General features: G+C 55.1%; 12 protein-coding genes. 5 read left to right on the plus strand and 7 right to left on the minus strand.

The genetic code is table 11. From position 1 onward, the window contains the following. Positions 1 to 41 precede the first annotated feature (41 nt). The 6 genes from yigB to lptM all read right to left on the minus strand — a co-directional run bounded on the left by yigB (position 42) and on the right by lptM (position 4856). Positions 42 to 758 (minus strand): 5-amino-6-(5-phospho-D-ribitylamino)uracil phosphatase YigB, encoded by a 717-nt coding sequence (gene yigB / locus V8L73_RS18870; RefSeq protein WP_347253733.1) that lies wholly within the window; start codon positions 756 to 758, stop codon positions 42 to 44. After that, positions 758 to 1684 carry a tyrosine recombinase XerC gene (gene xerC / locus V8L73_RS18875; RefSeq protein WP_261832720.1) on the minus strand — a complete coding sequence of 309 codons (927 nt, stop codon included), beginning with the start codon at positions 1682 to 1684 and terminating at the stop codon, positions 758 to 760. The genes yigB and xerC overlap by 1 nt, the downstream gene beginning before the upstream one ends. Then, positions 1681 to 2388, minus strand: a complete 708-nt coding sequence (locus tag V8L73_RS18880; protein ID WP_051155791.1) for a DUF484 domain-containing protein — start codon at positions 2386 to 2388, stop codon at positions 1681 to 1683. Before V8L73_RS18880 ends, xerC begins: the two co-directional genes overlap by 4 nt. Further along, positions 2385 to 3209 (minus strand): diaminopimelate epimerase, encoded by an 825-nt coding sequence (gene dapF, locus V8L73_RS18885; protein ID WP_027275443.1) that lies wholly within the window; start codon positions 3207 to 3209, stop codon positions 2385 to 2387. Before dapF ends, V8L73_RS18880 begins: the two co-directional genes overlap by 4 nt. Before the next feature lie 103 nt (positions 3210 to 3312). Beyond that, positions 3313 to 4563 (minus strand): diaminopimelate decarboxylase, encoded by a 1251-nt coding sequence (gene lysA, locus V8L73_RS18890; protein WP_347253734.1) that lies wholly within the window; start codon positions 4561 to 4563, stop codon positions 3313 to 3315. A 113-nt stretch (positions 4564 to 4676) separates the two neighbouring features. Beyond that, a complete protein-coding gene (gene lptM / locus V8L73_RS18895; protein ID WP_071783405.1) occupies positions 4677 to 4856 on the minus strand; it encodes an LPS translocon maturation chaperone LptM in 180 nt (59 codons plus the stop codon). 90 nt (positions 4857 to 4946) lie between these two features. On the opposite strand from lptM, the gene cyaY reads away from it, so the two are divergent. Next, a complete protein-coding gene (gene cyaY / locus V8L73_RS18900; protein ID WP_027275441.1) occupies positions 4947 to 5270 on the plus strand; it encodes an iron donor protein CyaY in 324 nt (107 codons plus the stop codon). Positions 5271 to 5541: 271 nt separating this feature from the next. Further along, positions 5542 to 6513 carry a reverse transcriptase family protein gene (locus V8L73_RS18905; protein WP_261832722.1) on the plus strand — a complete coding sequence of 324 codons (972 nt, stop codon included), beginning with the start codon at positions 5542 to 5544 and terminating at the stop codon, positions 6511 to 6513. Here V8L73_RS18905 and V8L73_RS18910 read toward each other — a convergent pair. Beyond that, the gene (locus V8L73_RS18910) at positions 6510 to 9068 is read right to left on the minus strand and encodes a class I adenylate cyclase (protein WP_347253735.1); all 2559 of its coding nucleotides are present in this window, start codon (positions 9066 to 9068) and stop codon (positions 6510 to 6512) included. The two genes, V8L73_RS18905 and V8L73_RS18910, sit on opposite strands and share 4 nt — an antisense overlap. Positions 9069 to 9419: 351 nt before the next feature. Between V8L73_RS18910 and hemC the strand changes: the two genes are divergently transcribed. Genes hemC through hemX form a run of 3 tightly spaced genes read left to right on the plus strand, consistent with a single transcriptional unit; the run spans position 9420 to position 12306 of the window. Next, the gene (hemC, locus tag V8L73_RS18915) at positions 9420 to 10361 is read left to right on the plus strand and encodes a hydroxymethylbilane synthase (RefSeq protein ID WP_027275439.1); all 942 of its coding nucleotides are present in this window, start codon (positions 9420 to 9422) and stop codon (positions 10359 to 10361) included. After that, the gene (gene hemD / locus V8L73_RS18920) at positions 10358 to 11098 is read left to right on the plus strand and encodes a uroporphyrinogen-III synthase (RefSeq protein WP_347253736.1); all 741 of its coding nucleotides are present in this window, start codon (positions 10358 to 10360) and stop codon (positions 11096 to 11098) included. The genes hemC and hemD overlap by 4 nt, the downstream gene beginning before the upstream one ends. 17 nt (positions 11099 to 11115) lie before the next feature. Further along, positions 11116 to 12306 carry a uroporphyrinogen-III C-methyltransferase gene (gene hemX, locus V8L73_RS18925; RefSeq protein ID WP_347253737.1) on the plus strand — a complete coding sequence of 397 codons (1191 nt, stop codon included), beginning with the start codon at positions 11116 to 11118 and terminating at the stop codon, positions 12304 to 12306. The last annotated feature ends 2 nt before the right edge of the window (positions 12307 to 12308 follow it).

Here is a 12308-nt window from a genome sequence, read left to right on the forward strand (position 1 = left end):
ATTGCGCCATATACTGGTAATTTATACAGAGGATGGAGCGATTATACCAACCGACACAGTGAATCCAATCTAGAAATTTCAATATGGGGTAATAAACGGGCGTCGGATACCTGAGTCAGGCTCTTCTTGCGATCGTTAATCCAACACGCCTGAAGGCCGTGACGCACCGCGCCGGCGACGTCGGTCGTCAGGTCGTCCCCCACGTGCAGAATGTACTGAGGGGCAATATTTAACCTGCGGGCGACGTTCAAATACATATCGCCGAACGGCTTGGCCCGACCGTCAGGCCCGGCGCGAAGCACCATTTGAAAATAAGGGCTCAGGCCAAACAACTGTGGGTTTGCGTTGCCGTTGGTGACCGCCACCAGAGGAAAGCGCGTCGCCAGCAGGCTTAGCGTAGTATGCGTCGCTCGTGGTACCTCAATGCGGCTGCGCCAGTAGCTGAAGTGCTCCATCGTCCGCGCCGCGCCTTCTGCCGCGTCGCATTGGCTATAGCCGTGCGCCAGCAGCGTAGCTTCAAACGCCCGGCGGCGCCATTCGCTGACGTCGTGGTAGATGTCCGGCTCTCGCGCCAGAAGCTCGCCGCGAATGCGGTTAAAGCCGTCTCTATCCAACAGGGCAACCCGAGGGAAATTCTGCTGCATAAACTGGATGACTTCCGTTTCCGTACGTTCGATTACCGGTCGGTTATCGTATAGCGTGTCGTCCAGATCGAACGTCATGGCCTTGATAGGACCAAGCGGCCGGTAAATACGCATCAGGATTTCCCCCTTTTCGCTCTCGGATGAGCAGCATCATACACAGAACTTAAGTGCTGGAAATCCAAATGCGTATAAATTTGCGTAGTGGACAGGCTGGCGTGGCCAAGCAGTTCCTGAACGGCGCGCAGATCGCCGCTGGATTCCAGCATATGGGTGGCGAAAGAGTGACGAAGCTTGTGGGGATGCACGTGGCTGCTCACACCCTGCTTAACGCCCCACTGCGCGAAGCGTTTTTCTACATTGCGCGCCGAAATCCGACGTCCCAACTTGGATAAAAACAGCGCGTCGTCCTGCGGTTCGTAAAACTCGCGCATCGGCAGCCAGCGGTTCAGCCATTCAAGGGCCATTCTGCCAATCGGCAACTTGCGTTCCTTGCTGCCTTTACCCAACACCCGCAGCTCGCCGGCGTCAAGATTGACGTCGCGGCAGTCGAGACCAACCAGTTCGGACAGGCGCAGGCCGCCGCTATACATCAGCTCCAGCATGGCCCGGTCGCGAACGGACAGCGGATCGTTTAGGTTAATTTCCAGCAGGCTGCTAACCTCATCGACGTCCATATTCTTCGGCAGGTGGCGCCCTTGCCGCGGCGCAGAAATCCCCTTTGCCGGGTTAGCGTTCAAATCGCCACGACCGACCATCCAGTCCAGGCAGCGTCTAAGCGCCGACAGTCGCAGCGCCAGGCTGGCTGACTCCAGGCCTGCTCGCTTGCTGCGAGTTACCAGAGAACGCACGCCGGCCGCATCGAGCTTCGCCCATTCGGTGATATTAGCGTCCGCCATCAGCGCCATAACGGCCTGAAGCTGGCGGTGATAGCTCGATAGCGTATGGGGGCTTAGCCGTCTTTCAACGCGGAGGTAGCGCAAAAAGCCGTCAACCGGCTCTTGCAAAACGGCAGGCAGGGAGCGTTCATCGCCGCCGGTCATTTCTGCTCAATCCAGTGCGCCAGCAGGCCGGGCAGCAGCAGGCTCAGGTTTTCCAACAGCAACGTTCCCATGCCCTGTTGATAATGTTGGGGATCGCGGCTGATAAAAATCACCATACCCATGTCGCCGCGCTTGCCCAGCATGGAAATGGCAACCGACCCCACCATTTTGGCTTCCGGCATCAGCAGCAAAATCTCAGGACCATTAAGAGGCCCCAAATACTGATTAGACTGCCCGAAACGCTGAATGCGCAGTGGTTCGAAAGACTGGCGAGGCAGGGCTAAATGGGTGAAATCGGAGGGCGCATCGAGACGCCATTTTTCACTGAACAGGCGCAGCGCTACGCCCACCAGGCCAAGCGATTTCGCCCACTTTTGCAGGCGGTTCAGCAGGTCCTGTAGGCTATCGGACTGCACCAGATCGCACTGAAGGTTAATCAGCCGATTGAACAGCGCTTCATTAGCAGACGCCTGCTCCATCAGCAGAGTAATCTCTTCTTCCAGCTGTTGAATGTGGTGCCTCTGTCGCCCCAGTTGCCACTCAACCAGCGAGACGCTGTCTCTGACGGGATGAGGAACGCGCATTTGTTCAACCTGACGCGCGTTTCGAATGAAGAAATCAGGATTATTCAGCAGAAACTGACTAACCTGTTCATCGGTTAACTCTACGCCAATCGTTGCTCCGCCTTCAGCCCGCTCGCTCATAAATGAATAAATCCATCATAAACATGTGTCGCCGGCCCAACCATAAACAGCGGGTTTCCCGGCCCCTTCCAGCTTATTTGCAGCTCGCCTCCCGGCAGGGCTACGTTAACCTTATTGTCCAACACGCCCTGAATTATGCCGACGGCCACCGCCGCGCAGGCGCCGCTGCCGCAGGCCTGCGTTTCCCCCGCGCCGCGTTCGTATACCCGCAGGCGGATACTGCCGCGATGGAGCACCTGCATAAAGCCGACGTTGGCCCGCTCAGGAAAGCGCTCATGATTTTCCAACAGCGGCCCCAGCGTTTCTACGTCAGCGGTAGTTACGTCATCTACCTGCAAAACGCAGTGGGGATTGCCCATCGATACCGCACCGCACAGTACGGTACGCTCGTCGGCGCGCAGAATGTAGGTTTTTTCCATTTTTGCAGCGCGAAACGGGATCTCGCCGGGCTCGAAGTTGGGGATACCCATATTGACCGTGACCAGGTCGTCTTCACCGACGGTCAGCGTCATGCGGCCGTTTTGCGTGCTCACGCGGATCTCGCGTTTATTGGTCAGCCCCTTAAGGCGAACAAAGCGGGCAAAGCAGCGCGCGCCGTTGCCGCACTGCGCGACTTCACTGCCGTCTGCGTTAAAAATTCGATAGTGGAAGTCCAGATCGGGGTCGTAAGGCGCCTCGACGACTAAAAGCTGATCGAACCCCACGCCGTAGTGGCGGTCCGCCAGGCGTCGAATCAGCTCCGGCGAAAAATAGACGTTTTGGGTGACGGCGTCGACCACCATAAAGTCGTTACCCAAACCGTGCATTTTGGAGAATTGCATCTGTTACCCCACTGATGACGACCGGCACTGGGCCGCCGTCGCTAAAGTTTTATTCGGGCCGCGAATATCGGCGAAGCCCTAAACCCAGGCTTCGCACAATCGTCTATTTTAACAAACGTTCGCCGCGCCACAGGTCCTCAAAGCGCTCACGCTCGCGAACCAAATGCGCCTGGCTGCCGTCAACCATGACCTCCGCGGGGCGGCAGCGGGTGTTATAGTTAGAGCTCATGGTAAAACCATAGGCGCCCGCGCTCCTGACCACCAGTAGATCGCCCTCATTGAGCGTCAAGTCGCGCTTTTTACCGAGAAAATCGCCGGTTTCACACACCGGGCCGACAACGTCATAGCTCTGGCGATGCCCCTGCGGATGTTCTAGCACGGGAATAATCTTCATCCACGCTTCGTACAGCGCCGGGCGGATCAGGTCGTTCATGCCGGCGTCAACGATGGCGAAATGGTGGTCATCTTGGGTTTTCAGATATTCCACCGTTGTCACCATTATGCCGGCGTTGGCCGCAATCGCTCGACCGGGCTCGAAGCAAAGCTCCAAATTTTCCCGCCCTTTAAGCTTGGCCAGCAGGGCCGAGGCGTACTCTTTCGGCTCAGGCGGCGTTTCGTCATCGTAACGAACGCCCAATCCGCCGCCCAGATCCAGATGGTGAATATGAATGCCGTCCTCTTCCAACTGGTCTAACAGCAGCAGCAGCCGATCGGCGGCATCGAGGAACGGCGAAAGCTCCGTCAGCTGTGAGCCGATATGACAGTCGACGCCGCGGATCTCGATGTTCGCCATGCTGTTAGCCAGCCGATAGACTTCTCGCGCCGTTTGATAGCTGATGCCGAACTTATTTTCTTTCAGTCCGGTAGAAATATAAGGGTGCGTTTTAGCGTCAACGTCCGGGTTAATGCGCAAAGAGATCGGCGCCTTGACGCCCATGTCTCCGGCAACCTGATTAATGCGGTGCAGCTCCGGCACGGACTCAACGTTAAAACAGCGGATCCCTACCTCCAGCGCCCGGCGAATTTCTACGACGGATTTCGCCACGCCGGAAAACACCACCTTATCCGGGGAACCGCCGGCGGCAAGAACGCGCTCAAGCTCGCCCTGAGACACAATGTCGAAACCGGACCCCATACGCGCCAGCAGGTTTAAAAAAGCCAGGTTGCTGTTAGCCTTAATCGCATAACAAATAAGGTGAGGATGCCCGGCCAGCGCATCATCGAACGCGCGCCAGTGCCGCTCGATGGTGGCTCGGGAGTAAACGTAAAGCGGCGTTCCGAAACGCTCTGCAAGTGAAGCGACCGACACGTCTTCTGCAAACAGCTGCCCGTCTTTGTAATTGAAGTAGTCCATATAAGTTCACCTGACCTTATTTTATTGCGGGCATAACTATAATAGCCGTCCCATCTTCTATAACTCGATTTCCGGACGGTGTCGCCTCGGCTATCCTTAAAAATGCAGGTTTGTTACTGCGATGCGTTCATACTGGAACCACCCTCGCTCACCGCTTGGGAGACGCCCTGATCCGGTACGGTAACATCCTGAGTCGGCTCATCCGGCGGCATGTAGAGAGGCCCCTTAAGGCCGCAGCCGCTAAGCCAGAGGGTTGCTATAACAACGAGTGAGCAGCGTAAAGTTTTATTCATGCATCTATTCACGTAAATAGGCCTATGATTCATTTTGTCTAGCCCTCTATAATCGCAGCTGGATCACGAAAAGCAATAGGAATTCTGATTATGAACGACACCGAGTTTCATCGACTGGCCGACACGCTTTTTCATCACGTTGAAGAATCCCTCGATAATTTTGACGGTGACGCCGACATTGATTATGAAATCAACGGCGGGGTGATGTCACTGTCTTTTGATAATGGCAGCAAAATTATCATTAATAAACAGGAAGCTATGCATCAAGTTTGGCTGGCGGCCAAGGGCGGCGGCTACCATTTCGACTACCGTGACGGCCAATGGCTGTGCGACCGCAGCGGCAGGTCATTCTTCGTTGTGCTGTCAGAAGCCGCGACGGAGCAGGCGGGAGAGCCGGTAGAGCTGGCGGAATAAAATCCTCAATAGCCATCGGCGGCTGCACGGTGTTATGATTTTTTTGCCTGCGGTAGCAATAGCGTTTTCAGACGTTCTCGTTTGAACGGGTCGGCGAATCGCCGACTTTACGCAAGCAGCTTGGCCCATATACCCTAAGCCGCGTCAAAGTACATCAGCACGCTTTGCGTGCGACGCGCTTACGCGCTAGGTACGTTTCCACGCCTTAGGGATCGCTTATCGTATTGCCGCCGCAGGCGCCTTTAACCACCGATGCAGCAAGGAGCACTCATTGGACGCAGCCAGGGCCTGTCTGATAGCGTTGGAATTAACCGGCAAAACCGCTTGTCCCGCCGATAAAGAAATCCAATGCCTTTACGCTCTCAGCAACCGCAGCGATCGCCACTATCGAAAGATCGTATTGACCAAGCGCAGCGGCGGCCTGCGCACGCTGTATGCGCCCGATATTTTGCTAAAATCCGTGCAGAGAAACATCCTTCGCAACGTGCTTTCTCACTTTCCCCTGTCTCCTTTCGCCACCGCCTATCGAGAGAAATGCTCGACGTTAGACAACGCCAGTCCTCACGTTGCGCAGAGCAACGTCTTAAAGCTCGATATAGAAAACTTTTTTGACAGCATCACGTTCTTCCACGTCCATCGCCTTTTTAAAAAGACGGAGCTGCCCGCTGCCGTAGTGACGCTACTGACACACCTGTGCTGCCATCGCGACGTTCTGCCGCAGGGGGCGCCTACTTCGCCGACTATTTCCAATCTTGTCATGAAGCGCTTTGACGACGTCATAGGCCTGTGGTGCCAAGAACGAGATATTGTTTATACGCGCTACTGCGACGACATGACCTTTTCCGGCGATTTTGACGCCCGGCAGGTCAAAAACAAGGTTCGCGGCCTGCTCTACGACATGGGCTTTACGCTTAACGCTCGTAAAAGCCGACTAATAACGGCGAACCAGCGCCAAACCGTGACCGGCATCGTTGTTAATCAAAAGCCGCAGCTTACCCGCGATATCCGGCGAAAGCTTCGGCAAGAGGTCTACTTTTGTCAGCGGTTCGGCGTAGCGTCACACCTTGTGCAAACCGGTGATTTCAACCCACAGGAAAGCCCACGGGAGCAGCGCCTGCGCTACCTTCAGTCGCTTCAGGGGAAAATTGCCTATTTGCTGCAAATCAACCCGGACGATGCAGAGTTTCAGAACGCGCGCAGCGCTGTCAGGCAATTATTGAAAGAAGAATCGGCGTCGGCCTAGAACGTATTGCTTAACAAAATATCTTTCTTGGTGAGCGGCACCGTCGGCGCGCTTAAAGGGGAAATAGAGTTGCTGTTGAAGGGAATAACTTTTTCTACCTCGTTTTCCCGAATGATTTGATAAAACTGCGGCAGATTAAAGTTCACCGAGCCGGAGCCGTAGGTAAAGCGCTCGTGAGAAGAGGCATAAAAGCGGCTGACGTCGCATACCAGTTCATCAATACAGCCCTGACAGTTCAGATAAACTTCCACCCGGTTAAGCTCGTCAAGAATATAGATATTGAAGCCCTTCTCCGTATCCTCAAAGAAAAACTGAATGATGCCTTCGCTGGCAAAGCCGTCGATAATCTCCGGCAGGTGCTGGTGCTCAGACTTCGGCTCCATCGAAATGCCGTTGAGCTTGTTATTGGAAATCGCGCCGTAAAACTCCACGGCGTTTTCCAGCCGCTGAACGGAAACACTAAGCCGTTCGAAGAACAGGCCCCAGGTCTGACCGGCGACGCGAATTGCCTTAAAGCGGTTTGATTCCTGACGCGTACTTGACAGCCGCAGGCTGATGCATTCTAAAACCAGCTGCTGAAGCCGAGTCTGAATCAGTCCTCGCAGATGCTCGCTGTAACAGAACACGTCCACCGACTCCGGCGGTTCAGCGTCCTGATGCATTTTACCCAAAATAGTTTTCAACGCCTCAATGACGGCCTGGCTGCTGTTAAAGTGCAGCGTACGGATCTCATTCCACGAGTTGCGATACAGCAGGTCAACGCTGCCAATAAGGCACTGCTCCTGGCTGCCGAAGCTGAGAACGTCCAGCTTGCCGAGGTCAAACGACGGCGTATTTTCTTGCAGCAAAGAGGCCGTTGGGTCGTTTTCAAGATTGACTATCAGCGCTAAATGCCGAATTTCACAGGGGCTATACAGCGCCTTGGGCGTCGGCGCCGGAACCCGCAAAGGGAAATGCTTGGCGATATCAGCCACGAACGCCTGCAGCTTATCCGTGTCGCAGCACTGGCCGTTTTTAACGTGTATGTGCGTATCGGGCGTCAACAGGCCGTTGAAATAGCTCCAGGCTACCAGCTTGCTCAGATAGCGGTTATATTCCAGCGGCTGATGCCCAATGATGGAATTAATCGTCGGCGACTGATTATAGAGATACCAGCCCGCGCGGTTGGCGCGATCGACCGGCACCTGAATAAAGGTCAGATTTTTTTCGGACAGGTCCGGCGATATTTGCGGGTTAACCAGCGTCACTTTCCCCGGCAGCGCCTCAAACGCCGCGTAGAGTTTGCGGGTCAATACGCCGATATCCTGCGGGCTGGCGCTGACGCTCAGATTATTTCTGCGGGCAAAGCGAATAAGGTTGCGATAGCTCTGCATCAGCGCGTCAAGCAGCTCGTTGTTGGCTTCGCGCACGCGCTCTATCTTCCAGCAGGCCCGATTGTCCAATACCTGAATTTGCTCGTGGCTCCAGCCCCACTCGCGAACCAGCTGATGTAATATTTCCCGCCGCCAGTTGCCCTGTTCCGGTATACTCTGTGCCGGAACGGAAAGCTGTTCGCAGACTTTCATATAGAAGCAGCGGCGCGCCAAATCCAGTCGAGCATCATCGCCAATGGCAACCAGATAGGTCGTCACTCTTTCCAGCATCATGTAGTAGGCGTCAAGGCTGAAGGAGTCCAGATCGCCGTTATGCAGCCGGCGCTTAATTTCCAGCGCCAGCAGCTGCGACTGGGGATATTCCCACGAATAGGCCTCCAGCAGCAGAGTTTTTAAAACGGCTTTATAGGGGGAGTCGATACTCTTATACAGCTGCCACAGGCTGGCGCCGAAGTATTCTTCCGCCGACAGCGCGCCCAGGCCGCCCAGATCTATCCACTCATCGCGCTTTAAAGAACCGTCGGCAAAAAGCGCCGAGACGTACTCTTCATAATTCATCTCCCGATCGCCAGGAACCATATTCCACAGGAGCGGCTTGCCGGCTAACCTGACGGCGCTGCGGTAAAACTCATCCAAAAGAAGGATGTGCAGCGTCGAGCCGCAGTCTTCTGCATCAAGTTTGCCGCTCAGGTTTTGACGAAAGCGGTTTTCGTCAATCAAAAAAAAGTTAACTTCCACACCGAGCGATGCGGCCCACTGTTCCAGCAGCAGGCACTTTGCCTGAAGGATCGTACGCTCGTTGCCGTTTAGCCAGGATTGGTGACAAACCCAGATATCCAAATCGGAAAAGCGGCTTTGGCCGGAAGAGGACGTGCTTCCCATACTATAAACGCCGGTAATGGGAAGATTGGCGCCGCTATTGGGCGACAAAGAAATAGGGGTAGATTTGCAAAACTCTTGCAAATACTGGCGCTGAACGTCAGTCGGCGCGTAGGAACATATGCCGTAGGGAACGATCCCGCCCTGATAACCGGGCATGCTGGGATGGTGATAGTGTAGAAAAACAGGCAGCAGCGTATAGACCTGCCGGAACGCAGATCCCATATTCGCCATAGCACGTTCGATACGCAGTTGATTTAACGTATCCAAACGCTGCTTTAATAAAGTGATATTAAGATGCAAGACGATTTGCCTGATTCATTCCTACGGTATAATGGAACCGCGTTCTGGCTGCCGCTCCGGACTGCAATATCACTCGCTCAATGAATGACCAGAAACGTGATCAATGTAACACCTTGCGCTCAGGGCGTAAAGATATTGCCCTCGACGTAGACCGCTATCGCACGATATTGTTCATAAATTAAACGGCGGCATTCCTCTTTAACGACGGTTCCATAACTGAAATGTTATATATTTCAGCGAAAAGCGCTGAAAATAATTTGCCGCCGCCGCCGTGATAATCTTTCCATTGCGCTGACACTTTACGCACCAGCTGGTAGAATGGCGGCACAATAAAAAAGGTAACGATAAGCCATGTCTCAAAATACGATCCGCATTGCTACCCGCCAGAGTCCCCTTGCCCTTTGGCAAGCCCATTACGTTCGCGACCGCCTGTTGGCCTGCCACCCCGGACTTACCGTTGAGCTGGTCACGATGGTCACGCGCGGCGACATCATTCTCGATACGCCTCTGGCGAAGGTCGGCGGCAAAGGCCTTTTCGTTAAAGAGTTGGAAACCGCACTTCTGGAAGGACGCGCCGATATCGCCGTTCACTCAATGAAAGACGTGCCGGTCGCGTTCCCCGAGGGGTTGGGGTTGGTCACTATTTGTGAGCGTGAAGACCCGCGCGACGCCTTTGTTTCCAACCGTTTTAACTCTCTGGACGAGCTGCCCGCCGCAAGCATCGTCGGGACGTCCAGCCTGCGCCGGCAGTGCCAGCTGAGGGCTCGCCGTCCGGATCTCACCATTATCGATCTGCGCGGCAACGTGGGCACCCGCCTGAGCAAGCTCGATAACGGCGATTACGACGCCATTATTTTAGCCGCAGCCGGATTAAAACGCCTGAATCTGGAAGAGCGAATTCGCAGCTATATGGCGCCGGAAGAGTCGCTGCCCGCCGTAGGCCAAGGGGCCGTGGGCATCGAGTGTCGGCTTGATGACAGCGAAACGCGCGCGCTGCTGGCACCGTTAAATCATCAGGAAACCGCCGTACGCGTACTGGCGGAACGAGCCATGAACGCCCGCCTCGAGGGCGGCTGCCAGGTCCCAATCGGCAGCTACGCCGTTTTAGAGGGCGACACGCTTTGGCTGCGCGCGCTGGTCGGCGAACCGGACGGCAGCCGCATCGTTCGCGGCGAACGACGCGGCCCCGTGAGCGATGCGCAGCAGATGGGGATCGAACTGGCCGATGAGCTCCTTGCACAAGGCGCTGACGGCATTTTGAAACGCCTCTATCAGGACAACGAACCAAAATGATTTTGGTCACGCGCCCCTCCCCCGCCGGTGAGCAGCTGGTCGACCAGCTTACCGCGCTGGGAATGGACGCCTGCCATACGCCGCTTATTTCTTTTGCCCGCGGCAAAGATCTTGATAGCCTGCCTCACTGTTTAGATAAACTGGGCCCGGGAGATATGGTTGTCGCGGCCTCCCAGCATGCGGTTTACTACGCTCAGGAAGCGCTGCTACAGCAAGGCTACGCCTGGCCAGAAGAGGTTGCCTATTTCGCTATCGGTAAAAAAACGGCTTGCGCGCTTGAGGAAGCAACGGGTTTTCCAGCTCTCTATCCTGAAGGTCGCGAAATCAGTGAGCAAATGCTAAAGTTACCTCAATTACAACACGTTGCCGGTAAGAATATTGTTATTTTGCGCGGCAACGGCGGTAGGGAGTTTTTAGCGCAAACGCTAACGGCGCGCGGCGCAAAAGTCAGGTTTTGTGAATGCTATCAGCGCGTTCCTGTCGACTATGACGGCGCTGAGCTTTGCGAACGCTGGCGAAAATTAAGCGTAAATACGCTGGTGATTACCAGCGGAGAAATGCTACAACAGGTTTACAATTTGGCGCCCGAGCGCTATCGAAGCTGGTTACTCAATCTCAAGCTGCTGGTCGTAAGCGAACGCTTGGCCGAGCAGGCGGAGGATTTAGGCTGGCTACGGTGTCGGGTTGCAGATAATGCAGACAATGGCGCACTGCTTCGTGCGCTGCAATCATTTTAACTACGGGATGTGCCAAGATGACGGATTCAACGACCCCATCAGCACCAGCTGAACAGCAAAACGGCGGTTCAACTGAAAAAGAAACGGTAACAAAGACCCCCAGTGTCAAGCAGGGCGGCCGGGCGGGCGTCGCCCTGGGCGCTATCGCCATTGCTTTAGTCATTGCTCTCGGCAGCGGTCTGTACTACCACGGGCATCAGCAGGTAGCATCCCAAAAGGCCACGATTGCCCAGCTTCAGGCTCAGATTGACGCCCTGAAGTCAGGGCAGTCGAAAGAAGACGATCGCCTGCTCGCTTCTCAAAATGCGTTTACTGAACAGCTCAAAAGTACGGAGAAAAAGCTGGATGAACAGCGCCTGCAGTTGAGCTCCCAGTCCGCCTCTCTGGAAGCGCTGCAAAGCAGAGTGTCTACCATTGCGGCCAGTGACGACGCGAAGGTCTGGCATCTTTCCGAAGCCGATTTTCTGGTGAAAATGGCGGCTCGTAAGCTTTGGATAGAGCAGGACGTCGCCACTGCGGTCAACATGCTCAAAAGCGCAGACAAATCTCTGGCCGAGCTTAACGATCCGACGCTGAGCGAAGTTCGTCAGGCTATTATTCAGGACATTAACGCCATTTCCGGCGTCAGCCAGATAGACTTTGACGGCATCGCCCTGACGCTGAACGAGCTTTCCGATCAAATAATGAACCTGCCTTCCGCCAGCACCGATTGGGACAATACGCCAATCAGTAAAGAGAGCACGGAAGTCAGCGGTGAGCTTAAAGACTGGCGCCAGAATCTGCAAAAAAGCTGGCACAATTTTCTGTCTGAATTCATCACCATTCGGGCGCGCAACGTGCCGGAAAATGAGCTGACGAGCCCGCTGTTAACGCCGGATCAGGATACCTATCTGCGCGAAAACCTGCGCCTGAAGCTGCTGATTGCAGCCAGAGCGGTATCCCGCCACCAGGGTGAAATTTACAGCCAGTCGCTGGACAGCGTATCAACCTGGATCCGCGCTTACTTTGATCCTGACGCTGCGTCAACCAAGGCGTTCTTAAGCCAGTTGGACGAGCTCAGCCAGCAGTCAATCAGCCTCGATTTACCGAAAACGCTGAAGAGCCTGCCGCTGCTGGATGCAACCATCAAGTCGCGTAGCCGCGATGCGATGAAGTCCGCTCCTGAAGCCGCGCCGGCTCCGACTCCGGCCGCTAATCAGGAGGGCTAACC

It is taken from the genome of Leminorella grimontii (genome assembly GCF_039789245.1).
Lineage (GTDB): Bacteria > Pseudomonadota > Gammaproteobacteria > Enterobacterales > Enterobacteriaceae > Leminorella > Leminorella grimontii.

Bases quoted from the DNA above. Each gene is read 5' to 3' on its own strand.
- yigB (WP_347253733.1), bottom strand. From the start codon at position 758: ATGCGTATTTACCGGCCGCTTGGTCCTATCAAGGCCATGACGTTCGAT.
- xerC (WP_261832720.1), bottom strand. From the start codon at position 1,684: ATGACCGGCGGCGATGAACGCTCCCTGCCTGCCGTTTTGCAAGAGCCG.
- V8L73_RS18880 (WP_051155791.1), bottom strand. From the start codon at position 2,388: ATGAGCGAGCGGGCTGAAGGCGGAGCAACGATTGGCGTAGAGTTAACC.
- dapF (WP_027275443.1), bottom strand. From the start codon at position 3,209: ATGCAATTCTCCAAAATGCACGGTTTGGGTAACGACTTTATGGTGGTC.
- lysA (WP_347253734.1), bottom strand. From the start codon at position 4,563: ATGGACTACTTCAATTACAAAGACGGGCAGCTGTTTGCAGAAGACGTG.
- lptM (WP_071783405.1), bottom strand. From the start codon at position 4,856: ATGAATAAAACTTTACGCTGCTCACTCGTTGTTATAGCAACCCTCTGG.
- cyaY (WP_027275441.1), top strand. From the start codon at position 4,947: ATGAACGACACCGAGTTTCATCGACTGGCCGACACGCTTTTTCATCAC.
- hemC (WP_027275439.1), top strand. From the start codon at position 9,420: ATGTCTCAAAATACGATCCGCATTGCTACCCGCCAGAGTCCCCTTGCC.
- hemD (WP_347253736.1), top strand. From the start codon at position 10,358: ATGATTTTGGTCACGCGCCCCTCCCCCGCCGGTGAGCAGCTGGTCGAC.
- hemX (WP_347253737.1), top strand. From the start codon at position 11,116: ATGACGGATTCAACGACCCCATCAGCACCAGCTGAACAGCAAAACGGC.